The sequence below is a fragment of the Sulfitobacter sp. 1A13421 genome, assembly GCF_043557285.1.
In the GTDB taxonomy this organism is placed as follows: domain Bacteria; phylum Pseudomonadota; class Alphaproteobacteria; order Rhodobacterales; family Rhodobacteraceae; genus Sulfitobacter; species Sulfitobacter faviae.
In genome coordinates this window covers 38814-61480 of sequence record NZ_JBIFFQ010000011.1, presented here as the reverse complement: position 1 = coordinate 61480, position 22667 = coordinate 38814, and the positions used below count along the sequence as shown (strand labels likewise).

Genomic DNA, 22667 nt, shown 5'->3' with positions numbered 1-22667 from the left:
ATTTGGCTAGGTGTCATGATACGGAATCGTTTCGAGTACGGCAGCCCTTCCGGCCACAGCCTCGTTCCATCGTCCCCGGAGGGGATGCCCTTAGCGTTAGGCGGTCAGCTGCGTTCCTGAAATTCCGGTGATCTCAGCCTGCACGATCTCACCTTCAACCTGCGGCGCAGCAAAGCTCACCTCGGTGAACTGCGCCGTGCGGCCCATGTGGGGGTTCTCCATCAACACGTCATGCGTGCGCCCGACCTGCGCCTCCAGATGCCGTTGCACCTGCCGTTCGCCAGCCGCGCGAAGCCGGGCCGCGCGTTCCTTGATCGCCGCGCCATTCACGGCGGGCATCCGCGCCGCGGGGGTGCCGGGGCGGGCGGAGTAGGGGAAGACATGCAGCCATGTCAGGTCGCATTCCTCGACCAGTTTCAGCGAATTGTAGAACATCGCCTCGGTCTCGGTCGGGAAGCCTGCGATGATGTCGGCCCCGAAGGTCATGTCGGGGCGCAACGCGCGGGCCTCCTGGGCAAACCGGATCGCGTCATCGCGCAGGTGACGGCGCTTCATGCGCTTGAGGATCATGTCGTCGCCATGCTGCAGCGACAGATGCAGATGCGGCATCAGGCGCGGTTCGGTGGCGATGGCCTGCATCAGGTTCTCGTCCACCTCGATCGAATCGATTGAAGAGATCCGCAACCGTGGCAGGTCGGGTACCAGCTTCAGGATGCGCATCACCAAGTCGCCGAGCTTCGGCGTCGCCGGCAGATCGGCGCCCCAAGAGGTCAGGTCGACCCCGGTCAGCACCACCTCGTTGAAGCCCTTGTCCACCAGCCGCTTGATCTGGTCCACCACCACGCCCGCGGGCACCGAGCGCGAATTGCCGCGGCCATAGGGTATGATGCAGAAGGTGCAGCGGTGGTCGCAGCCGTTTTGGACCTGCACATAGGCGCGGCTGCGGGTGCCAAAACCGTCGATCAGATGGCCAGCGGTCTCGGTCACCGACATGATGTCGTCGACCTGCACGGTCTCAGTCTCGCCGATGAAATCGGCGGCCATGCCCTGCCACGTCGCGCCCTGCATCTTCTCGGTGTTGCCGATCACGGCATCGACCTCAGGCATGGCGTTAAAGGTCTCGGGCTCGGTCTGGGCGGCGCAGCCGGTCACGATCAACCTCGCCTCGGGATGTGCCTTGCGCAGCTTGCGGATGTCCTGACGGGCCTTGCGCACGGCCTCGGCCGTGACCGCGCAGGTATTGACCACCACGGCGTTCTCAAGGCCCGCCTGTTCGGCGAGTTCTTTCATCGCCTCGGTCTCATAGGCGTTGAGGCGGCAGCCCATGGTGCTGAAAATCGGGGCGCTCATGTCAGGCTCTCCAGAAATGCGGGGGTGAGGCTGCCGGAGAAGACATGCATCGTCGGCCCGGTCATCCAGACGCCATCCTCGCGCCAGTCGATATGCAGCGTGCCGCCGTCGAGATCGATGCGCACGGCACGGCCCGTGAGGCCCCGGCGCGCGGCCGCCACGGCGGTGGCGCAGGAGGAGGAGCCCGAGGCGAGCGTCACGCCGACGCCACGCTCCCAGACGCGCATACGGATATGGTCCGGTCCGACGATCTGCGCGACCTGCACGTTGGTGCGCTCAGGGTAGAGCGGGTCATGCTCGGCGCGGGGGCCGAGGTCGGAGAGGTCCACCGCTTCGGCATCCGCGACGAAGAAGGTGCAATGCGGATTGCCCATGCCGGTGGCGGTCGGATCGCCGTCGATCGGTAGGTGCAGCGTGTCCATCTCGCGCGCCAGCGGCACCTCGTCCCACTTTAGCTGCGGATGGCCCATGTTGACCGAGGTCAGGCCACCCCCGGCGTCTTTCGCTGCCAGATCGCCACGCGCGGTGGTCAGATGCAGCGAATCGCGGCCTGTGTCGTCCATCAGATAGCGCGCGATGCAGCGGGTGGCGTTGCCACAGGCGGCGGAAAGGGAGCCGTCGCTGTTGTAAAAGGTCAGATGCGCGTCGCCCGTCCCGCGCGTGATCACCGCAAGCTGATCGAATCCCACGCCAAATTGCCGGTGCCCGATGGCCTGTGCCATCGCCGGGGTCACGTCGATTCCTTCCGCGCGTGCATCGAACACGACGAAATCATTGCCAAGCCCATGCATCTTCATGAAGGGCAATCCGGGGGTCTGATCGCTGTACATTCGGCGCATATAACCCCGGCATGAAAACTAATCCAGCATCTCGCAAGATTTTCGTAATTAAGGGCTTGACCCTGCCGCCCGTAATTTCTAGTTACCCGCCTAGTGGGCCGTTAGCTCAGTTGGTAGAGCAACTGACTTTTAATCAGTAGGTCGATGGTTCGAACCCATCACGGCTCACCACTCACCCCCCTTCCTAAATGGTTATGGATCAGGTGTTTGGTGCCGCCCTCGGGCGGTTTTGCCTATTCTTGACCGCGCAGTCGGGCCGAGCGTCGGCGCAGGGCTTCCAGCACGAAAAGCATCGTCGCCGAGAGCACCACCAGCAGCGTCGCCACCGCGAGAATCGTCGGGTTGATCTGCTCGCGCAGGCCCGAGAACATCTGCCGCGGAATCGTGCGCTGCTCTGGCCCTGCAAGGAAGAGCACCAGCACCACTTCGTCGAAGGAGGTCACGAAGGCAAAAAGCCCGCCGGAGATCACGCCGGGGCGGATGAGCGGAATCACCACGTCCCAGAACACCTTGATCGGCGAGGCGCCGAGGCTCAGCCCCGCCACGAAGAGCGAGCGGTCGAAGCCGCTGAGCGTGGCGGTGACGGTGATGATGACAAAGGGCACGCCAAGGGCGGCATGGGCGATGATCAGCCCGGTGAAGGTGCCCACGAGGTTGAACTGCGTGTAGAAAAAGAACATGCCCGCCGCGATGATGATCAAGGGCACGATCATTGGCGAGAGCAGCAGCGCCGTGATCACCCGTTTGAATGGCATCCAAGGCGAGGCGAGGCCCACCGCCGCCAGCGTGCCCAGCACGGTGGCGATGCTGGCCGCCGCGATGCCGATGACGAAGGAGTTGCGGATCGCGATGCGCCATTTCTGATCATCGACGATCTCCTGATACCAGCGCGTCGAATAGGCGTCCGGGTCGAGCGAGAGCATGCCTTGGGTGAAGGTGAAGAAGGGCTCGGCATTGAACGACAGCGGCATGATGACGAGGATCGGCAGCATCAGGAAGACCAGCACCAGCCCCGCCATGATGCGCAGGCCATAGTGCCCCGCCTTGTGCCAGATCGTGTAATAGTCGGGCAGTTGGCTCATGACGTCATCTCAGCTTGAGGTTGTCGGTGCCGACGAAACGGTCGAACAGCCAGTAGAGAACGAGGATCAGGATCAGCAGGAGCGAGCCCAAGGCCGCCGCCAGCTCCCAGTTGTTCGACACCTGCATGTGGAAGGCGATGATGTTCGAGATCATCTGCCCATCGGTGCCGCCCACAAGTGCGGGCGTGATGTAGTAGCCGACCGAGATGATAAAGACCAAGAGCGCCCCGGCAGAGAGGCCCGGCAGGCTCATCGGCAGGTAGATCTTGTACCACGCGCCGATGGGGTTCGACCCCATGGAGATCGCGGCGCGCATGAAGCTCGAATCGATCCCGCGCATCACCGCGTAGAGCGGGAGCACCATGAAGGGCAGCAGGATGTGGGTCATGGCGAGGATGGTGGAGAACTCGTTGTAGAGAAGCTCGATCGGTTCGTTGATCAGCCCGGCCCAGAGCAGGGAGGAGTTCACCACGCCCCCGGCTTGCAAGAGCGCGATCCACGCGGTGGTGCGCACCAAGAGCGAGGTCCAGAAGGGCAGCAGGACAAAGACCATCAGGAAGTTCGCCGTCGCGGGGCTGGCCTGCGACATGTAAAAGGCCAGTGGGTAGCCGAGGATCATGGTCAGCCCGGTGATGATCAGCGCCATCTTCAGCGTCTTGGTATAGAGCTGTTTGTAGATCTGCGTGTCGCGTTGGACGATGTCCCCTTCGGAGTCGTATTCCATATCGACAGCGGTGAGGTAGTAGCTCGACGTATAGACCTGCCCGGCGCTGCGGATCGCGCGCCAAGTGGCGGGCTTGGCCCAACGGTCGTTCTTTTCCAGCAGCAACTCGGCGCCATTGGCGGCAAGCTCGGCGTCCTCGGCGCGGCGCAGGCCCCGGGCCGTGGATTTGATGACGCTCGACATGCCCGGCAGGGCGCGGTTGATCTCATCGGCGAACCTGCCGGAGGTGCGGTTGTTGGCCATGCGCTTCATGTCGATGGCCATCTGGGTGATGACCGCCGTGTCGGGCAGGCTCTCGCCCTCCCAGTCTTCGAGCATCTCCAGCGTTTCGGGCACCAGTTCGGCCACGGTGGGGTTGTAGACGCTGCGGAACAGCATCGTGGTGATCGGTGCGACAAAGGCGAAAAGGATGAAGAGCAGCAGCGGCACCACAAAAAGAAACGCCTGCAGGCGGCGTCTGCGCATTTGGCGACGGGCGTTGGCGGCGTCTTGGGAAGTGAGGCTGGACACGCGGTTACTCTTCAATAGGGGTTGGGTGCCCCGCGCCCGGTCAGGCGCGGGGCAGGGGGCTTATTGCAGCAGCCATTCGTTGAACTTCTCGCCCAACGTCTCGCCATAGTCGGCCCAGAAGATGCCATCGGCTTTGACGCCTTCGTCAAGATGCGCGGTGGGCAGGTCTTGTTTCACGTCCTCGGGCAGCAGCGCTTGGGCAGAGGCGCGGGTCGGACCATAGGCCACGTCCTGCATGCCCGAGAGCGGCACGGTGCCGGTGGCGAACTTGATGAACTCCATCGCCTCTTCTTTCTTCTCCGTGCCCTTCATGATGGCCCAAACGTCGAGGTCATAGATGTGGCTGTCCCAGACGATCTCGAAGGGGGCGCCATCGTCCTTGATCGCGGCGAAGATGCGGCCATTGGCGGATTGCACCATGGTCGCCCCGCCGTCGTTCAGCAGCACGGGGGCCTGCGACCAGCTGTCGTACCAAGTGATGTCGTCCTTGATGGTGTCGAGCTTGGCAAAGGCGCGTTTCTGCCCCTCTTCGGTGGCCAACACCTCATAGACCTCTTCCGGGGCGACGCCATCGGCCAGCAACGCCCATTCCATGTTGACCTGAGGCCGCTTGCGCAAACCGCGTTTGCCGGGGAACGCCTCGGTGTCAAAGAAGTCTTCGATGGTTTTGGGGCCTTCGCCGTTCTCGGTGTTCACGGCGAAGACGACGGACCAGACGATATTGCCCACGCCGCATTCATTGGCCAGCGCGTCATCGATGAAGTCATCCGCCGCCGGGGTGCCATCGTCGCCATCGGGCAGAACCGATTGGTCGATCACTTCCAGATAGCCCTCGGCACAGGCGCGTTCGAGGTCGATCACTTCGATGTCGACGACATCCCACAGGATGTTGCCCGCCTCGACCTGCGCCTTCATCTCGGCCACGCCGCCGCCGTAGTCTTCGAACAGGATGTTGGTGCCGGATTTATCCATATAGGGTTGGATCATATGTTCCATCTGTGCGGCGCCATAGGCCCCGCCAAAGGACGTCACCGTCAGATCCTCGGCCAAGGCGGGGCTGGCGATCAGCGCCGCGGTGGCCAAATAACTCAGATGCTTCTTCATCGGTCTCTCCTTGTCATGTCCAGGTTTTATGCGGGGCCCCGGTTTGCCCCCGGTCGCCCTTAATTGGCAAAGGCGATGCAGTCTTTCGTCAAGGACAACAGCTGCGCCGTCGCGCCCTCTTCGAACTCAGGCGCGGACAGGTCATTGAGCACTTTGACGATAATGTCGGTGCCGTCCGGCAGGCGGAAATAATAGCGGATGAAATCGCCCACATAGATGCGCGTGACGAAAGTCGCCGTTAGCGCGTTGTCATGGGCATGGGTCGTGGGGTGAATGAACAGTTTCTCGGGACGGATCGAGACGCGGCATTGCGCGCCTTCGGTCAGCCCTTCGGAAGTTTGCGTGGTGATCGTGCCGGTATCGGTCTCGACCTTGGCGATCTCGCCCTCGATCCGGGTGACGCGGCCCTGCACGAAGTTGTTCTCGCCGATGAACTCGGCCACGAAGGCATTCACCGGGCGCTCGTACAATTCCGCGGGCGGGGCGCATTGCTGCACCACACCGTCGTTGAAGACGGCGATGCGGTCGGACATCGACAGCGCCTCGGTCTGGTCGTGGGTGACGTAGATGACGGTAAAGCCAATCTGCTTGTGCAGGCGGGTGATCTCAAACTGCATCTGTTCGCGCAGGTTCTTGTCGAGCGCGCCCAGAGGTTCGTCCATCAGAATGAGCGTCGGCTGGAAGATCATCGCGCGGGCAAGCGCCACGCGCTGCCGTTGCCCGCCCGAAAGCTGCCCGGGGCGACGGTCGCCAAAGGCGGAAAGCTCGACCAGCGACAGATACTCGGCCACACGCTCTTTGATATCCGCCTTGGACATTTTCCGCACGCTCAGCGGATAGGCGAGGTTTTCGGCCACGGTCATATGCGGGAACAGCGCGTAGTTCTGGAACACCATGCCGATGTTGCGCTTGTTCGGCGCGGTCTTGTTGATCGACCGGCCATTGATGGCGATATCGCCCGAAGTGACGCTTTCAAACCCCGCCAGCATCATCAATACGGTGGTCTTGCCCGAGCCCGAGGGGCCAAGAAGGGTGATGAACTCCCCCTCCTGCACATCCATGTCGAAACCTTTGACGACGAGATTTTCCTGATCGTAGCTCTTCTTTACGTTATCGAAACGCAGAAAAGTCTCTGCTTTGGTGTCTTTCATTGTGTCGCGGCTCTCCCTGTCGCTGGGGGGAGTTAAACAGGTGCGATGATTCTAAACAATATGTTGCACCATTTAAGAGAATCGCACCCTTCCCGGCGCTTATCGCATGGGCATTTAGCCCCCGGTGATGGCAAGATCGGCGGCTTTCGCCACGTTCTGCGAGAAATCGGTGATAGAGCACCTATGTAGAAAGCTGACCACGCGGGCAGACTGTCCGGCAGGCGAAACCGATCAAAAGGAGAGGCACCGATGGGCAAGCGTATCGCAATCGTAGGGGGCGGCTATCTGGGGGCCGAACTGGCCAAGGCGATGGACCAGATCGCCGAGGTGACCTTGATCGAGCCGCGCAGTCATTTCGTCCATGCCTCCGCGATGATCCGCGCCGTGGTGCAGCCCAGTTTGGTCGAGGAATCGCTGATCCCCTATGACCGGTTGCTGAAACGGGGCCGCGTCGTCGCGGCGCGGGCGACTGCTGTCGATGGCGAGGGTGTCACGCTGGAGGACGGCACGCGGGTCGAGGCGGATTATATCGTCGTCGCCACCGGCTCGGACTATGCGACGCCGTTCAAACCCAAGGGCGCAGATATCGACGGGCTGCGGGCCGCGAACCAAGAGACGCGTGAGAAGCTGCTGGCGGCTAAGACCGTAGGCATCATCGGCGCGGGCGCTGTCGGGGTCGAGCTTGCCGGTGAGATCGCCCATGCCATGCCCGACAAAGAGATCACCCTGATCACCAAAGACGACAAGCTTTTTGCCGGAAAGCCCGACAGCCTCGGCGCGTCGTTGAGCAGGAAGCTAAAGCGCGCCGGGGTGGAGCTGATCCTTGGCAAGAAGGCCAAAGGGCTCGCCTCCATGACAGAGCCACATGCGGGCAGCCTCACCCTCGACGGCGGGGCGGAGCGGAGATTCGATCTGATCTTCCCCGTTTTGGGCGCGCGCGCCGCGTCAGAATTGTTGAAGAACCTGCCGGGGGCCGAAGTCACCGCCGCGGAGCGGATCAAGACCGATGGCTATCTGCGCCCCTCATCCCTGCCCAATGTCTTTGCCGCAGGGGATGTGGCGGACCCGGGCGACAATATGACCATCGTCGCGGTCAGCCGGCAGTTGCCATGGCTGCGAAAGACCCTCACCGGGCTGATCACGGGCCGCAAGCTGGCGGATATGAAAACCTATCGCCCTTGGGGCGCGGAGGCGCCGATTCTGCTGCCCTTGGGGCCGGTGCGCGGCAATAGCTTTTTGATGCTCTTCACCGCGGGCGATTGGGTGACGCAAAAGATGAAGGGCGCGCATCTCTTTGTATCGAAGTACCAAAAGCTGCTGAACAGGCATTAGCCGCAGCCCGAGGGTGGGGCGCTCTATACCTTAGAATAGGGCGCTTATCCCGACGCCAGCAGGCATTGGGTGGCGAGATGTGTGAAGGTTGAGGCAAGTCAACTCAGGAGCACAAGCCATGTCCATTCAGTTCAGCAACAGTTTCGACGCCGCACAAGCCGTTACCGAAATCACCCCGATCACCGCCTGCGTCAGCATGGGCAAATACGCGACCGCACAGGGGGAGCTTATCTGGCAAAGGGGTGAGATCGCCTGCGTGCGTTCCGACTCGGCGATGTTCGTCGGCAAACGCATTTAAGCATTCACGTCATATTAAGTCTCGCACCACTAGGGTGGCCCTTGGGGCGTGATTAAAGTGTAAGGCGGGGCGTGATGAACTGGAATGCTATCGTTATCGACGATTCTGAAATCGCGCGACAGTTCATCCAAGCGTCTCTCGCCGAGGTCGGGTTCTCATGCGTGGCAGATTATGGCTGCCCCGCCCAAGCTCTGGTCGCGCTGGCTCAGGAGCGGATCGCGACGGATGTGATCATCACCGATTTCATGATGCCCGCGATGGATGGGCTTGAGTTCTGTAGCCATGTCAGGGGCCTGCCGTTCTATCGGGGCATCCCGGTCGTCATGATCTCGACCCGGAAAGACGCCGATCTGCTACGCCGCGCTTTGGCGGCGGGGGCAAGCGATTGTTTGAAAAAGCCTTTCAGCTTGACCGAGCTTGCTACGCGGCTACAGCTTTGCCTGCAAAATGCGGGTGTCCGCGTCCAATAGGGCCGTGCGTGACCGGCGTGGCTAAGCGCCCCCGAAGGGGTGGTGCGTCGAGGCCGTTTAAGGCCTGATCTTTAGTCAATCATCTGTCGGGGAATATGGTGCCCAGGAGAGGACTCGAACCTCCACACCGTTGCCAGTACTAGCACCTGAAGCTAGCGCGTCTACCATTCCGCCACCTGGGCACGTATCGTGTGGGGTGCTCTAAGGCTCAGCCGGGTGACTGTCAATCGCAATTTGTGCGAAAATCGGAAAATCCTGCACCCGAGGCGCTGCAACCGGGGGTTTGGCCTTGTGACAGGGGCGGTGCGCAGGTACATCCTGTCAGAGAATTTATCTACAGGAGCGGCAGAATGTCTAAGCTGGTCACGATTTATGGCGGTTCGGGGTTTGTCGGACGCTATATCGCGTATCGCATGGCCAGAGCTGGTTGGCGGGTGCGGGTGGCAGTGCGCCATCCCAACGAGGCGCTCTTTGTGCGGACCTATGGTGTGGTCGGCCAGGTCGAACCTGTTTTGTGCAACATCCGCAACGATGGCTCCGTGGCCGACGCGCTGCGCGGCGCGGATGCGGTGGTGAACTGCGTGGGCATTCTGGTCGAGACCGGCAAGAACAGCTTTGACGCCGTGCAATCCGAAGGGGCCGAGCGTATCGCGCGCATGGCCGCCGCCGAAGGGATCGGTCATTTCGTCCATGTCTCTGCTATCGGCGCGGATATGGAGGCCGAAAGCGACTATGCCCGCACCAAAGGCGAGGGCGAGGCTGCCATTCTCAAACATATGCCCCATGCCGTGATCCTGCGCCCCTCGATCATGTTCGGGCCAGAGGACGAATTCTTTAACCGTTTTGCAGGCATGACCCGCACCGGCCCGATCCTGCCGGTCGCCGGGGCCTCGACCCGGTTCCAGCCCGTGTTCGTCGATGACGTGGCCAAGGCGGCGGAAAAAGCACTGGAGGGGCAGGTCCCTTCGGGCGTCTATGAACTCGGCGGCCCCGATGTGGATACCTTCCGCGGGTTGATGCAGCGCATGCTCAAGGTGATTCACCGCCGTCGTCTGGTGCTCAACATGCCGTGGTTCCTTGCCAAGATCGTCGCCTTTGGTTTCGACATGGTGCAGACGGCTACCTTTGGGCTGTTCACCAACAAGATGCTGACCCGCGATCAGGTCAAGAACCTGCGCAAGGACAATGTCGTAGCGGAAGACGCGCGCGGCTTTGCCGAGCTTGACATCACCCCCACCGCGATGGATGCGGTGCTCCCCGACTATCTCTGGCGGTTCCGGCCCTCGGGGCAATATGACGCCATCAAAGCATCGGCACGTAACCTGCGGCAGGGATAATGGAACAATCGACCACTCTGATCGCCGCCTTTCTGGGTTTGCTGGAGGGGCTGACAGAGTTCATCCCCGTATCTTCGACCGGGCATCTTTTGTTGGCCGGTCATTTTCTGGGTTTCGAAAGCGCCGGACGGACCTTTGAGGTCGTGATCCAATTGGGCGCGGTGCTGGCGATCCTCACGGTCTATTCCGCGCGGCTTTGGGCGGTCTTCTCGGCCGCGCCGCATGATCCGCAGGCGCGGCGGTTCATCTGGTCCGTGCTTCTGGCCTTTCTGCCAGCGGTCGTGATCGGCGTTTTGGCGCATGACTTCATCAAAACAGTCCTTTTCGAGACGCCCTTGCTGATTGCTGTCATGCTGGTGTTGGGCGGGGTGGTCCTGTTGGTCGTCGACCGCATCGCCCCTGCGCCGACCCATTCCGATGCGACCAAATTCCCGCTCTCGATGGCCTTCAAGATCGGCGTGATCCAATGCCTCGCCATGGTGCCGGGCACCTCGCGTTCGGGGGCGACAATCGTTGGCGCCCTGTTGCTGGGCGCCAGTAAGCGGGCGGCGGCGGAATTCTCCTTCTTTCTGTCGATGCCGACGATGGCGGGCGCTTTCGCCTATGACATCTATAAGAACCGCGATGTGCTGGATGCCTCGGCCATGGGCGAGATTGCCGTGGGCTTCGCCATGGCCTTTATCTCTGCCGTTTTCGTGGTGCGTTGGGTGCTCGATTACATCAGCCGCTATGGATATGCGCTTTTCGGATGGTGGCGAATCCTTGTGGGTGGGGTGGTTATCCTCGCGCTTTGGGCTGGGTTTTAGTAGGTAGGTCCGCATCGGACCTTAAATGATGCATAAAAATGATTGCCGAGCCGCTCATTTGCTCGGAAAGAAGTAAATAGGTCAGCATTGCTGGCTTTTATTTACTTTGACGCTTTCGTATACGAGCCTTCTGACGGAATTTGTCGAAGGAACGGGTATATGGCGAAGCAGGTCATGCTAAAATTTACAGACGTTGCGCGGGATATGCCCGAAAAACGCCCGCCCGATTTGCGCCGGACGGATTTCGATGAAATTTACGCCGAATATGCGGATGCAAAAGCGGCCGAGCAATCGAGCCGGTGCAGCCAATGCGGCGTGCCCTACTGCCAAACCCATTGCCCCCTGCACAACAACATCCCCGACTGGCTGCGCCTGACCGCCGAGGGGCGTCTGCAAGAAGCCTATGAGATCAGCCAGGCGACCAATACCTTCCCCGAGATCTGTGGCCGTATCTGCCCGCAGGACCGCCTCTGCGAAGGCAACTGCGTGATCGAACAGTCGGGCCATGGCACCGTCACCATCGGCTCGATCGAGAAATACATCACCGACACCGCTTGGGAGCAGGGCTGGGTCAAACCCGCCGCCCCGCGCGAAGAGCGGCCCGAAAGTGTCGGCATCATCGGCGCGGGCCCGGGCGGTCTGGCGGCGGCGGATATGCTGCGCCGCGCGGGCGTGCAGGTCACCATCTATGACCGCTACGACCGGGCGGGCGGCTTGCTGACCTATGGCATCCCCGGCTTCAAGCTTGAGAAAGACGTGGTTGAGCGCCGCAATGCGCAGCTTGCCGAAGGTGGCGTGACCTTTGAGTTGAACTGCGATGTCGGTGTCGACATCAGCTTTGGCGCGATCCGGGGCAAGCATGATGCCGTGATCATCGCGACCGGCGTCTACAAAACCCGTGAGATCGAAGCCCCCGGTGTGGGTGGTTTCGGCGTGGAACGGGCGATCGACTTCCTCACCGCCTCCAACCGCAAGAGTTTTGGCGACACGGTCGAAGAATTCGAAAACGGCCGTCTGAACGCCGCGGGCAAGAAGGTTGTCGTGATCGGCGGCGGCGACACGGCGATGGACTGCGTGCGCACCTCGATCCGTCAGGGTGCGGAAAGCGTCAAATGCCTCTACCGCCGCGACCGGGCCAATATGCCGGGCAGTCAGCGCGAAGTGCAAAACGCCGAGGAAGAGGGCGTGATCTTTGAATGGCTGAGCGCGCCCAAGGGCTTCGTCGGCGATCCGGTGACCGGTGTGATGGTCCAAAAGATGCGCCTCGGCGCGCCTGACGTGACCGGGCGCCAGTCGCCCGAGGTGATCGAAGGCGCCGACTATGTCGAAGACGCCGACATGGTGATTATGGCCCTCGGCTTTGAGCCCGAAGACCTGCCGACGCTTTGGAACGAGCCGGAGCTGCCGGTCAACCGCTGGGGCACGATCAAGGCCGATTACGTCACCGGGGCCACCGCGCTCGACGGGGTCTATGCCGTGGGCGACATCGTGCGCGGGGCGAGCCTTGTGGTTTGGGCGATCAAGGACGGGCGCGACTGCGCGCAGGCCATCCTTGACGATTTCAACGGCGCGCAGCGCATCGCGGCGGAGTGATGGTATCGGGGCGGCCCTGCCGCCCCGCGCCCTGCGGCGCTGCCCGCGACCAAGAGTGAAATAGACGTGACGCCCGACGGCCCTGCCTTTGCCAGCGCGCACGAGAACAAAACCAAGGCCCAAGTCAAAGCAGGATTTGCGGCGTTTGTGGAAGGAACCAAGCCATGACCAAATATGATGACGCCTGGGTGGCCCGCGAAGAAGCCAAACGCGCGATGATGGCCGAAAAGGGCATGTATAGTTTCGAGGAAGAGCATTCCTCCTGCGGCGTGGGCCTTGTGGTCAACATCAACGGCGAAAAGACCCGCGAGGTCGTGGTCAACGGGATCAACGCGCTCAAGGCGATCTGGCACCGCGGCGCGGTCGACGCCGACGGCATGACCGGCGACGGCGCGGGCATCCATGTTCAGATCCCCGTGCCCTTCTTCTATGAGCAAGTCCGCCGCACCGGCCACACCCCGCGCGAGGATGAGTTGATCGCGGTGGGTCAGGTTTTCCTGCCGCGCACCAATTTTGCAGCGCAAGAGACTTGCCGAACCATCGTGGAGACCGAAGTGCTCCGCATGGGCTACTACATCTATGGCTGGCGCCATGTGCCGGTCGACATCTCGGTGCTGGGTGAAAAGGCCAATGCGACCCGGCCCGAGATTGAGCAGATCCTGATCTCCAACGCCAAGGGCGTGGATGAAGAGACATTTGAGCGTGAGCTCTACGTGATCCGCCGCCGCATCGAGAAAGCCGCCATCGCGGCGCAGGTGCCGCAGATGTATATCGCTTCGATGTCCTGCCGTTCGATCATCTACAAGGGCATGATGCTGGCCGAACAGGTGGCGGAGTTCTATCCCGACCTGAAGGACGACAAATTCATCAGCGCCTTCGCGATCTATCACCAGCGCTATTCCACCAACACTTTCCCGCAGTGGTGGCTGGCGCAGCCCTTCCGCATGTTGGCCCATAATGGTGAGATCAACACCCTCAAGGGCAATATGAACTGGATGAAGAGCCATGAGATCCGCATGGCGAGCGCGACCTTTGGCGAGATGGCCGAGGACATCAAGCCGATCGTGGCCTCCGGCTCCAGCGACTCCGCGGCGCTTGATTCCGTGTTCGAAGTGCTCGTGCGCGCGGGCCGCTCCGCGCCGATGGCCAAGACGATGTTGGTGCCGGAATCCTGGTCCAAACAGGCTGTGGAACTGCCGCAGGCGTGGCGCGACATGTATTCCTACTGCAACTCCGTCATGGAGCCTTGGGACGGCCCCGCCGCCTTGGCGATGACCGATGGCCGCTGGGTCTGCGCCGGGCTTGACCGGAACGGCCTCCGCCCGATGCGCTATGTGGAGACGTCCGACGGCATGTTGATCGCCGGTTCCGAAGCCGGGATGGTGCCGCTGGACGAGGCGCGCGTCGTGGCCAAGGGCGCGCTTGGCCCCGGCCAGATCATCGCGGTGGATATGGCAGAGGGCAAACTCTTCCATGATACTGAAATCAAAGACAAACTAGCCGCCAACCAGCCCTTCGGCGAATGGGTCGGCAAGATCACCGAGATGGATGGTGTCCTTGCCGGTGTCACCGAAAAACCGCTGTTCGAAGGGGCCGAGTTGCGCCGCCGTCAGGTGGCCGCGGGCTATACCATCGAAGAGCTGGAACAGATCCTCGCGCCGATGGCCGAGGACGGCAAGGAAACGCTGGCCTCGATGGGCGACGACACGCCTTCGGCGGTGCTCAGCGGCCAGTACCGCCCACTGAGCCATTTCTTCCGCCAGAACTTCAGCCAAGTCACCAACCCGCCGATCGATTCCTTGCGCGAATTCCGGGTGATGAGCCTCAAGACACGGTTCGGCAACCTTAAGAACGTGCTCGACGAAGACAGCTCCCAGACCGAGATCATCGTGCTCGACAGCCCCTTTGTGGGCAATGCGCAGTTCGATGAGCTGATGGCCCAGTTCAAAGTGCATACCGTCACCATCGACTGCACCTTCGAGCCCGGTAACGGCAACCTGAGCGCCGGTCTGGCGCGCATCCGGGCCGAGGCGGAAGACGCCGTGCGCTCGGGCGCGGGGCATCTGGTGCTGACCGATCAGCACAGCGGTGCTGACCACGTGGCGATGCCGATGATCCTTGCCACCAGCGCGGTGCACAGCCACCTCGTGCGCAAGGGGTTGCGGACCTTTACCTCGCTCAACGTGCGCTCTGCCGAATGTGTCGATCCGCATTACTTCGCCGTGCTGGTGGGCTGCGGTGCGACCGTGGTGAACGCCTATCTGGCCGAGGATTCACTCGCCGACCGGATTGAGCGCGGTCTGCTGGACATGACCCTGACGCAGGCGGTGCAGAAATACCGTGAGGCGATTGACCAAGGTCTGCTCAAGATCATGGCGAAGATGGGGATTTCCGTGATCTCGTCCTATCGCGGCGGTCTGAACTTCGAGGCGGTCGGTCTGTCCCGTGCCATGTGTGCCGAATACTTCCCCGGTATGACCAGCCGCATCTCGGGCATCGGTGTCGTTGGCATCCAGCGCAAGGCCGAGGAAGTTCACGCCAAGGGCTGGCAGGGCGACGGTGTCGTGATGCCCATCGGTGGCTTCTACAAGCTGCGCCGCTCGGGTGAGAAACACGCTTGGGAGGCGAGCAGCATGCACATGCTGCAAATGGCCTGCAACAAAGCGTCCTACCAGATGTGGCAGCAGTATTCGAAAAAGATGCAGAGCAATCCGCCGATCCATCTGCGCGACCTTTTGGACATCAAGCCGCGCGGCAACCCGGTGCCGTTGGAGGAGGTGGAAAGCATCACCTCAATCCGCAAGCGTTTCGTAACGCCGGGCATGTCGCTGGGGGCGCTGTCGCCCGAGGCGCACAAGACGCTGAACGTGGCGATGAACCGCATCGGCGCCAAATCCGACAGCGGCGAAGGCGGCGAAGATCCGGCGCATTTCGTGCCTGAGGCCAATGGTGACAATCCCTCGGCCAAGATCAAGCAAGTCGCCTCGGGTCGCTTTGGTGTGACGGCGGAGTATCTGAACCAGTGCGAAGAGTTGGAGATCAAGGTCGCACAGGGCGCCAAACCCGGTGAGGGCGGCCAGCTTCCGGGTATGAAGGTCACCGACCTGATCGCGCGGCTGCGCCATTCGACCAAGGGCGTGACCCTGATCTCGCCCCCGCCCCACCATGACATCTACTCGATCGAAGATCTCGCGCAGCTGATCTACGACCTCAAGCAGATCAACCCGCGCTGCAAGGTGACGGTGAAGCTCGTCGCTTCGAGTGGCGTCGGCACGATCGCGGCGGGCGTGGCCAAGGCCAAGGCCGACATCATCCTGATCTCGGGCCATAACGGCGGCACTGGGGCATCGCCTGCGACCTCGATCAAATATGCGGGTCTGCCGTGGGAGATGGGCCTCACCGAAGCGCATCAGGTTCTGTCGATGAACAACCTGCGCGACCGGGTGACCCTGCGCACCGACGGCGGGCTGCGCACCGGGCGCGACATCGTCATGGCGGCGATGATGGGGGCCGAAGAATATGGCATCGGCACCGCCGCACTCATCGCCATGGGCTGCATCATGGTGCGCCAGTGCCAGTCCAACACCTGCCCCGTCGGCGTCTGCACGCAGGACGAAGCGCTGCGCGGCAAGTTCACCGGCAATGCGGATAAGGTCGTGAACCTCATCACCTTCTACGCACAGGAGGTGCGGGAAATTCTCGCCTCCATCGGGGCGCGCAGCCTTGATGAGGTCATCGGCCGTGCGGACCTGCTGACGCAGGTCAGCCGAGGCTCGGCGCACCTTGATGATCTGGATCTGAACCCGCTGTTGATCACCGTCGATGGCGCGAATGAGAACGTCTATGACCGCGACAAGCCGCGTCAGGTCGTGCTCGACACGCTGGACGCGCAGATCGTCCGCGATGCCGCGCGCTTCCTTGAGGACGGTGAGAAGATGCAACTGTCCTATGCCGTCCAAAACACGCACCGGACCGTCGGCACGCGGGTGTCGAGCCATATCGTCAAACGCTTCGGGATGCGCAATTCGCTGCAGCCGGACCACCTGACGGTGAAGCTGACCGGCTCGGCTGGGCAGTCGCTGGGGGCCTTCGCGGCGCCGGGGCTCAAGCTTGAAGTCTCGGGCGATGCGAACGACTATGTCGGCAAGGGTCTGTCGGGCGGCACGATCGTGGTGCGGCCTTCGATGGCGAGCCCGGTGGTGGCGTCGGAGAATACGATCATCGGCAACACGGTGCTCTATGGCGCGACGGGGGGATACCTCTTTGCCGCGGGCCGGGCGGGCGAGCGTTTTGCGGTGCGCAACTCGGGCGCGCATGTGGTGATCGAAGGCTGCGGCAGCAACGGGTGCGAATATATGACCGGCGGTGTGGCGGTGATCCTTGGTGAAATCGGCGCGAACTTCGCTGCCGGGATGACCGGGGGGATGGCCTATCTCTATGATCCCGAAGGCTCGGCCCATAAGTTGATGAACGCCGAAACCATCGTGACATGCCCGGTCAGCGTCGATCATTGGCTCGATCAGTTGCACGGTCTGCTGGAACGCCATGTCGCCGAGACCAAGAGCCGCAAGGCCGCCGATATCCTTCAGCATTGGGAGACCGAGAAGCACAACTTCTTGCAGGTTTGCCCGAAGGAGATGTTGGTGCATCTGCCCGCGCCGCTCAGCGTGGAAGAGGCGGCGGTTCCGGCGGAGTAACCTTTGCCCCGCGCGGCTCCGGTCGCGCGGGGAGGGCCATCGGCTTGCTTCCGGGCCGGGGTGGTAGACGGAACGGGATGCGCTACCTCCTCCGCATCGGAGGACTCCATGCATAAAATTCTGATCGCCCTCGCCCTAGTCACCGGCCTTGCCGCTTGCACCGACACCGCCCCGCGCGGCGGGGGTGACATCCTCGTCTTGGGCGATTCCATCATGGCGTGGAACGGGGGCCGCGCCATCCCTGATGTCATTGCAAACCAAACTGGCCGCATTGTCACCAGCCGCGCCGTGCCGGGCGCTCAGTTCGACAATGCCTCGACCGTGGCCTCTGCCGTCGGCTTTGACATCCAGCAGCAGTTCCCCGGCGGGCGCTGGAACTGGGTGGTGGTCAATGGCAGCGCGAATGACCTGAACGCCGATTGCGGCTGTGGCGCCTGCGGGGCCGCTGTCAATGCGTTGATCGCGCCGGATGGTCAAAGCGGCAGCATCCCTGCCTTCCTGCAACGTCTTCGCGCCCAGACCGGCGCGCAGGTCATGTGGATGGGCTATTACGCAGGCTCCGGTTCGGGCGCCTTCGCGGGCTGCCGTGATGATCTGGTCGAAATCGAATCCCGCATCGCGCGCTTCGCCGCGAACCGCCCCGGGGTCCATTTCGTCGATTCCGAAGATGTGATCGACCGGGGGGATCGCGGGCTCTTCGCTCGCGACAATGTGCACCCCTCGGCCCAAGGCTCTGCCCGGATCGGGGCCTACCTCGCGCAAGAGATCACCGCGCGTGAGAGCCGTTCACAAAATCCCGCAGACGGCCTATAGCTGATCTATGGCGACACGGAAAAAGACCGCCCCCAAGGGTAAGAAATCGAGCAAGAGCAGCCCCTCGCTCAAGAAACGCGCGCGCCGTTGGGCCTTGCGCGCCTTGGCGCTGGCCTTTCTCTTGGCGGTGCTGTTGGTGCTGCTATTCCGCTTCGTCAATCCACCCACGGGTTTCTACATGTTCTCGGAATCGCGCCGTTTGGGCGGGGTGCAGCGGGACTGGGTGCCGCTGGAACAGATCGCCCCCGTGATGGCCCGCGCCGCCGTGGCGGCGGAGGATGCGAATTTCTGCAATCATTGGGGCTTTGACATGCAGGCGATCCGGACCGCGATCGAAAACGGGTCGGCCCGCGGGGCGTCGACGATCAGCCAGCAGACGGTCAAGAACGTCTACCTCTGGCATGGCCGGTCGTGGCTGCGCAAAGCGCTTGAGGCCGGGATGACCCCGCTGGTCGAAACCCTCTGGCCCAAGCGGCGGATCATCGAGGTCTATCTGAATGTGGCCGAGTTCGACGAAGGTGTCTTTGGCGTTGGTGCGGCGGCGCCGCATTACTTTGGCGTCGCGGCGGCAGACCTGAGCGCCACGCAGGCCGCCCGCCTTGCCGCGATCCTGCCCGACCCGAAAGAGCGTTCCGCCTCGCGCCCCGGTGACTTTACCCGCAAGCGTACGGCGCAGATCATGGACGGGGCGGCGACCATCCGCGCGGACGGTCGCGCCGCCTGTTTCGAGAGTTGAAAATCCCTCCGCCAGCAGGCATGGAAGAGTGCAATCCCTTTAACCACACGGACTTTATATGACGGCTCGCTTGTTTCACGTTCCCTTGTCCCCCTTCTGTCGCAAGGTGCGGCTTAGCCTTGGGGAGAAGAAGATCGAGGTGGAACTGGTCGAGGAGCGCTATTGGGAACAAGACCCCGATTTCCTGCGCCGCAACCCGGCGGGCAAGGTGCCTGTGCTGCGGCTCGACGGGATCATGATGGCGGAAAGCGCCGCGATCTGTGAATATATCGAAGAGACCCGCCCCGAGGCGTCTTTGCTGCCCAGTGACCCGGTGCAGCGCTTGGAAGTGCGACGTTTGGTCAGTTGGTTCGACGACAAATTCCATGACGAGGTGACCTCGAAACTGCTGTATGAGCGGGTCAACAAGAAGGTCACCAAACAGGGCTACCCGGACAGCAAGAACGTCAAGGCCGGGGCCAAGGCGATCAAATATCACCTCGATTACATGGCGTGGCTGCTGGATCACCGCCGCTGGCTGGCGGGCGACGTGATGACGCTGGCCGATTTCGCCGCCGCCGCGCATCTGTCCTCGCTCGACTATATCTCGGACGTGGATTGGAACCGCTCTGACGTGGTCAAGGATTGGTACGCCAAGATCAAGTCGCGCCCGGCTTTCCGCTCGATCCTCGCCGATCAACTGCCGGGCTTCCCGCCTCCGCTGCATTACAACAACCTCGACTTCTGATGCCTGCCGCCCCCCGCGCCGAAATCGGGCCGGAGGCTCTGAAGGCGCGGGTGGTGGCCCGGGCGCTTGAGGAAGGCTTTGTCGCCTGCCGCATTTGTCGCCCCCAAGACGTGCCCGAAATGCCCGAACGGCTCGCCCGCTTTGTCGAGGCCGGGTTTCACGGACAGATGGGCTGGATGGAAGAGCGAATGCATTGGCGCGGCAATCCCGCCGCCCTCTGGCCCGAGGCGCGGTCCGTCATCATGCTGGCCGAAAGCTACACCCCCGAACATGACCCCCGCGCGGTGTTGGAGCATCCCGACAAGGGCGGGATTTCGGTCTACGCACAGGGGCGCGATTACCACGATATCGTCAAGAAACGGCTGAAGCGGCTGGCGCGGTGGCTGATGGAAGAGGCCCGCGCGCTCGATCCGGAGGTGAAGGTTTTCGTCGATACCGCCCCGGTGCCGGAAAAGGCGCTCGCGCAGGCCGCGGGGCTCGGCTGGCAGGGCAAACACACCAACCTGCTTAGCCGGAAGTTCGGCAATTGGGCTTTTTTAGGCTCTGTTTTCACCACCCTCGATCTGCCGCCCGACGACCGGGAGGTGGACCACTGCGGCTCTTGCCGGGCCTGTCTTGAGGCTTGCCCAACGGATGCCTTCCCCGCGCCCTATCAACTCGACGCACGGCGCTGCATTTCCTATCTGACGATCGAACATAAAGGGCCGGTCGATCTGGACCTGCGCGAGAAGATGGGCAACCGGATCTATGGCTGCGACGATTGCCTTGCCGCTTGCCCGTGGAACAAATTCGCCGTGGCGGCCAGCGATATGCGCTATCACGGTCCGGCGGTGCAACCCGCCGATCTGGCCGAGCTTGCGGGCCTTGATGATACCGCCTTCCGCGCGCGCTATTCCGGCTCTCCGATCAAACGGATCGGGCGGGATCGTTTCGTGCGCAACGTGCTTTATGCCATCGGCAATTCCGGGCTGGCGCGGCTGCGCCCCGTAGCGCAATCTCTGACCGAAGACGCTGACCCCACCGTGGCCGAAGCCGCGCGTTGGGCGGCAGCGCGTTTGGCATAGGAGGCACGCCCATGGCGGTGTTATTGGGCGTCGACACGGGCGGCACCTATACGGATGCGGTGCTGATCCGCGATGAGACAGAGGTGATCGCCACCGCCAAGGCGCTGACCACCCGCGCCGATCTGGCCGTGGGCGTGGGCAATGCGGTCAGCGCGGTTTTGGCACAGTCCGGCGTGGCGGCGGAAGAGATTGGCATGGCCTCCCTCTCCACCACCTTGGCGACCAATGCGCTGGTCGAGGGGCAGGGGGGACGCGTGGCGTTGATCTATGTCGGGTTTCGCGCGGCTGACCTTGAGGCGCATGGGCTGTCGGAGGCGCTGCGGGGGGACCCTTGTCTGCTGCTCTCCGGCGGGCATGATCACGCGGGGGCAGAGGTGGCGCCGCTGGACGAACCGGCCCTGATCGCCTTTTTAGAGACACATAAGGCCGAGGTCAGCGGCTTTGCCGTGGCCAGCCAATTCGCCACGCGCAACCCCGCGCATGAGCAGCGGGTCGCGGAACTGGTGGCAGAGGTCACGGGGCGTCCGGTCTCGGCCTCTCACAGTCTCTCAGCCAAGCTGAACGGGCCGAAACGGGCGCTTACGGCGCTGCTGAATGCGCGGTTGATCGGCATGATCGACCGGCTGATTGGGCACGCAGAGGATCAATTGCGCCATCTGGGTATCCACGCGCCGTTGATGGTGGTGCGCGGTGATGGCGCCCTGATGTCGAGCGCGCAGGCCCGCGAACGGCCCATCGAGACCATCCTCAGCGGCCCTGCGGCATCGCTGGTGGGCGCGCGCTGGTTGACCGGGGCAGAGACGGCGCTGGTGTCTGATATCGGCGGCACGACGACCGATGTGGCCCTATTGCGCGACGGTCGCCCAGCGATTGACCCGGCAGGCGCGCAGGTCGGTCCCTATCGAACCATGGTCGAGGCGGTCGCGATGCGCACCCACGGGCTGGGCGGCGACAGCGAGGTGCATTTCACGTCTCAGGGTCTAACCGCGGGCGTGACCCTTGGGCCGAAGCGCCTGCTGCCGATCTCTCTCATCGCGGTCGACGCGCCGGAGGTGGTGCATAACGCTTTGGACGCGCAACTGCGGCGGAGCGTCGTGGCGGAGCATGATGGCCGCTTTGTCCGCGCCGTAGAGGGGCAGGGGGCCGAAGGTTTAGCCCCGCGCGACATGGCGCTGTTGGAGCGGATCGGCAGGGATGTCTGGCCCTTGGGGGATGTGCTGCGCAATCGGGTCGATCAAAGCGCTTTGGCGCGGTTGGTGGCACGCGGGCTGGTGCAACTGGCGGGGGTGACGCCTACGGATGCGAGCCATGTGGCAGGGCATCTTTGCGCATGGGATGCCGATGCCGCGCACAAGGCGCTGACCCTGTTCGGGCGCAAGCGCGGCGGTTCGGGGCTGCGGTTCTGCGCCGATCCTGATGACCTCGCCCAGATCATCCTCGACCGTTTGACCGAACAGACGACTTTGGCCCTGTTAGAGACGGCATTCGCCGAGGAACCCCCCGGTTTCGACCTGCCGCCAGAGGTCTTGGCGCGCCATGTGTTGATGCAGCGCGGCCTGTCGGGCCATCGCGGCGTGCTGCGGATCGATGCGGGGCTGAACTTACCTGTCGTGGGATTGGGCGCCTCGGCGGCGACCTACTACCCGCCAGTGGGCAAAAGGCTGGGCAGTGAGATGATCTTGCCCAAATACGCCCATGTCGCCAATGCCATAGGCGCAGTGGTGGGCCGGGTCATCATGCGCGAAAGCGCGACCATCACCGTTCCGAAAGAGGGGGTGTTTCGCCTCCACCTCGCCAATGGCCCGCAGGATTTTCCGACCGCTGAACGGGCCTTGGCCCATGGGGAGCGCGCTTTGACCGAAGCCGCCCGCGCCCGCGCATTCGCAGCCGGGGCGGCGGAAATCGAATGCCATGTGACACGGGATATCCGTCTGGCGGATGTCGAGGGGCGAGAGGTTTTTGTCGAAGCCGCGCTGACCGTCGAAGCCTCGGGCCGCCCCCGGGTGGCGGTGGGCTAACCCCCGGCGCGGGGCC

Annotated in this window: 18 protein-coding genes and 2 tRNA genes; 13 read left to right on the top strand and 7 right to left on the bottom strand. The window is 62.8% G+C overall.

Features of this window, described 5'->3' with window-relative positions; translation table 11 throughout:
- Nucleotides 1-96 precede the first annotated feature (96 nt).
- Complete coding sequence (gene mtaB, locus ACGYLI_RS15990; protein ID WP_394419868.1) at nt 97-1350, bottom strand: tRNA (N(6)-L-threonylcarbamoyladenosine(37)-C(2))-methylthiotransferase MtaB; 1254 nt, start codon at nt 1348-1350, stop codon at nt 97-99.
- Nucleotides 1347-2180, bottom strand: a complete 834-nt coding sequence (gene dapF, locus ACGYLI_RS15985) for a diaminopimelate epimerase (RefSeq protein WP_394419901.1) — start codon at nt 2178-2180, stop codon at nt 1347-1349. The genes mtaB and dapF overlap by 4 nt, the downstream gene beginning before the upstream one ends.
- Nucleotides 2181-2284: 104 nt before the next feature.
- Here dapF and ACGYLI_RS15980 point away from each other — a divergent pair.
- Nucleotides 2285-2360, top strand: a tRNA-Lys gene (locus ACGYLI_RS15980).
- Between the two features lie 62 nt (nt 2361-2422).
- On the opposite strand, the gene ACGYLI_RS15975 is transcribed toward ACGYLI_RS15980, so the two are convergent.
- The 4 genes from ACGYLI_RS15975 to ACGYLI_RS15960 are packed head-to-tail and all read right to left on the bottom strand — an operon-like array spanning nt 2423 to nt 6760.
- Nucleotides 2423-3271, bottom strand: a complete 849-nt coding sequence (locus tag ACGYLI_RS15975; RefSeq protein WP_067265764.1) for an ABC transporter permease — start codon at nt 3269-3271, stop codon at nt 2423-2425.
- Nucleotides 3272-3275: 4 nt separating this feature from the next.
- Nucleotides 3276-4505: an ABC transporter permease gene (locus ACGYLI_RS15970; protein ID WP_394419867.1), complete on the bottom strand. Its 1230-nt coding sequence runs from the start codon at nt 4503-4505 to the stop codon at nt 3276-3278.
- 60 nt (nt 4506-4565) lie between these two features.
- A complete protein-coding gene (locus ACGYLI_RS15965; RefSeq protein ID WP_067265759.1) occupies nt 4566-5609 on the bottom strand; it encodes an ABC transporter substrate-binding protein in 1044 nt (347 codons plus the stop codon).
- 59 nt (nt 5610-5668) lie between these two features.
- A complete protein-coding gene (locus ACGYLI_RS15960; protein WP_209219605.1) occupies nt 5669-6760 on the bottom strand; it encodes an ABC transporter ATP-binding protein in 1092 nt (363 codons plus the stop codon).
- A 249-nt stretch (nt 6761-7009) separates the two neighbouring features.
- Between ACGYLI_RS15960 and ACGYLI_RS15955 the strand changes: the two genes are divergently transcribed.
- The 3 genes from ACGYLI_RS15955 (at nt 7010) to ACGYLI_RS15945 (ending at nt 8860) form a co-directional block, all read left to right on the top strand.
- On the top strand, nt 7010-8092 hold the full coding sequence (locus ACGYLI_RS15955; protein WP_394419866.1) for an NAD(P)/FAD-dependent oxidoreductase: 1083 nt from the start codon (nt 7010-7012) through the stop codon (nt 8090-8092).
- Between the two features lie 118 nt (nt 8093-8210).
- Nucleotides 8211-8390 (top strand): hypothetical protein, encoded by a 180-nt coding sequence (locus ACGYLI_RS15950; RefSeq protein WP_168613435.1) that lies wholly within the window; start codon nt 8211-8213, stop codon nt 8388-8390.
- A gap of 74 nt (nt 8391-8464) precedes the next feature.
- Nucleotides 8465-8860 (top strand): PleD family two-component system response regulator, encoded by a 396-nt coding sequence (locus ACGYLI_RS15945; RefSeq protein ID WP_394419865.1) that lies wholly within the window; start codon nt 8465-8467, stop codon nt 8858-8860.
- Nucleotides 8861-8956: 96 nt separating this feature from the next.
- Here the strand turns inward: ACGYLI_RS15945 and ACGYLI_RS15940 are convergent.
- Nucleotides 8957-9042, bottom strand: a tRNA-Leu gene (locus ACGYLI_RS15940).
- 168 nt (nt 9043-9210) lie between these two features.
- Here ACGYLI_RS15940 and ACGYLI_RS15935 point away from each other — a divergent pair.
- From ACGYLI_RS15935 to ACGYLI_RS15895, 9 genes are all read left to right on the top strand, one after another.
- Complete coding sequence (locus tag ACGYLI_RS15935) at nt 9211-10197, top strand: complex I NDUFA9 subunit family protein (RefSeq protein WP_394419864.1); 987 nt, start codon at nt 9211-9213, stop codon at nt 10195-10197.
- Nucleotides 10197-11003, top strand: coding sequence for an undecaprenyl-diphosphate phosphatase (locus ACGYLI_RS15930; protein WP_271688732.1), 807 nt, complete (start codon nt 10197-10199; stop codon nt 11001-11003). The genes ACGYLI_RS15935 and ACGYLI_RS15930 overlap by 1 nt, the downstream gene beginning before the upstream one ends.
- Nucleotides 11004-11162: 159 nt before the next feature.
- Nucleotides 11163-12596 carry an NAD(P)-dependent oxidoreductase gene (locus tag ACGYLI_RS15925; protein ID WP_394419863.1) on the top strand — a complete coding sequence of 478 codons (1434 nt, stop codon included), beginning with the start codon at nt 11163-11165 and terminating at the stop codon, nt 12594-12596.
- Nucleotides 12597-12760: 164 nt separating this feature from the next.
- Nucleotides 12761-17293 carry a glutamate synthase large subunit gene (gltB, locus tag ACGYLI_RS15920; RefSeq protein WP_394419862.1) on the top strand — a complete coding sequence of 1511 codons (4533 nt, stop codon included), beginning with the start codon at nt 12761-12763 and terminating at the stop codon, nt 17291-17293.
- 108 nt (nt 17294-17401) lie between these two features.
- Nucleotides 17402-18106 carry an SGNH/GDSL hydrolase family protein gene (locus tag ACGYLI_RS15915; RefSeq protein ID WP_394419861.1) on the top strand — a complete coding sequence of 235 codons (705 nt, stop codon included), beginning with the start codon at nt 17402-17404 and terminating at the stop codon, nt 18104-18106.
- Nucleotides 18107-18113: 7 nt separating this feature from the next.
- Nucleotides 18114-18842, top strand: coding sequence for a monofunctional biosynthetic peptidoglycan transglycosylase (mtgA, locus tag ACGYLI_RS15910; RefSeq protein WP_168612441.1), 729 nt, complete (start codon nt 18114-18116; stop codon nt 18840-18842).
- Between the two features lie 58 nt (nt 18843-18900).
- A complete protein-coding gene (locus ACGYLI_RS15905; RefSeq protein WP_067263858.1) occupies nt 18901-19569 on the top strand; it encodes a glutathione S-transferase family protein in 669 nt (222 codons plus the stop codon).
- The gene (queG, locus tag ACGYLI_RS15900) at nt 19569-20633 is read left to right on the top strand and encodes a tRNA epoxyqueuosine(34) reductase QueG (protein ID WP_394419860.1); all 1065 of its coding nucleotides are present in this window, start codon (nt 19569-19571) and stop codon (nt 20631-20633) included. The genes ACGYLI_RS15905 and queG overlap by 1 nt, the downstream gene beginning before the upstream one ends.
- An 11-nt stretch (nt 20634-20644) precedes the next feature.
- Entirely contained in the window at nt 20645-22651 is a 2007-nt protein-coding gene (locus tag ACGYLI_RS15895) for a hydantoinase/oxoprolinase N-terminal domain-containing protein (protein ID WP_394419859.1), read from the top strand.
- Nucleotides 22652-22667 lie beyond the last annotated feature (16 nt).

What these genes read in the sequence shown, in the direction of transcription:
- mtaB (WP_394419868.1), bottom strand. Translation starts at nt 1,350, where the DNA reads ATGAGCGCCCCGATTTTCAGCACCATGGGCTGCCGCCTCAACGCCTAT.
- dapF (WP_394419901.1), bottom strand. Translation starts at nt 2,180, where the DNA reads ATGTACAGCGATCAGACCCCCGGATTGCCCTTCATGAAGATGCATGGG.
- ACGYLI_RS15975 (WP_067265764.1), bottom strand. Translation starts at nt 3,271, where the DNA reads ATGAGCCAACTGCCCGACTATTACACGATCTGGCACAAGGCGGGGCAC.
- ACGYLI_RS15965 (WP_067265759.1), bottom strand. Translation starts at nt 5,609, where the DNA reads ATGAAGAAGCATCTGAGTTATTTGGCCACCGCGGCGCTGATCGCCAGC.
- ACGYLI_RS15960 (WP_209219605.1), bottom strand. Translation starts at nt 6,760, where the DNA reads ATGAAAGACACCAAAGCAGAGACTTTTCTGCGTTTCGATAACGTAAAG.
- ACGYLI_RS15955 (WP_394419866.1), top strand. Translation starts at nt 7,010, where the DNA reads ATGGGCAAGCGTATCGCAATCGTAGGGGGCGGCTATCTGGGGGCCGAA.
- ACGYLI_RS15950 (WP_168613435.1), top strand. Translation starts at nt 8,211, where the DNA reads ATGTCCATTCAGTTCAGCAACAGTTTCGACGCCGCACAAGCCGTTACC.
- ACGYLI_RS15945 (WP_394419865.1), top strand. Translation starts at nt 8,465, where the DNA reads ATGAACTGGAATGCTATCGTTATCGACGATTCTGAAATCGCGCGACAG.
- ACGYLI_RS15935 (WP_394419864.1), top strand. Translation starts at nt 9,211, where the DNA reads ATGTCTAAGCTGGTCACGATTTATGGCGGTTCGGGGTTTGTCGGACGC.
- ACGYLI_RS15930 (WP_271688732.1), top strand. Translation starts at nt 10,197, where the DNA reads ATGGAACAATCGACCACTCTGATCGCCGCCTTTCTGGGTTTGCTGGAG.
- ACGYLI_RS15925 (WP_394419863.1), top strand. Translation starts at nt 11,163, where the DNA reads ATGGCGAAGCAGGTCATGCTAAAATTTACAGACGTTGCGCGGGATATG.
- gltB (WP_394419862.1), top strand. Translation starts at nt 12,761, where the DNA reads ATGACCAAATATGATGACGCCTGGGTGGCCCGCGAAGAAGCCAAACGC.
- ACGYLI_RS15915 (WP_394419861.1), top strand. Translation starts at nt 17,402, where the DNA reads ATGCATAAAATTCTGATCGCCCTCGCCCTAGTCACCGGCCTTGCCGCT.
- mtgA (WP_168612441.1), top strand. Translation starts at nt 18,114, where the DNA reads ATGGCGACACGGAAAAAGACCGCCCCCAAGGGTAAGAAATCGAGCAAG.
- ACGYLI_RS15905 (WP_067263858.1), top strand. Translation starts at nt 18,901, where the DNA reads ATGACGGCTCGCTTGTTTCACGTTCCCTTGTCCCCCTTCTGTCGCAAG.
- queG (WP_394419860.1), top strand. Translation starts at nt 19,569, where the DNA reads ATGCCTGCCGCCCCCCGCGCCGAAATCGGGCCGGAGGCTCTGAAGGCG.
- ACGYLI_RS15895 (WP_394419859.1), top strand. Translation starts at nt 20,645, where the DNA reads ATGGCGGTGTTATTGGGCGTCGACACGGGCGGCACCTATACGGATGCG.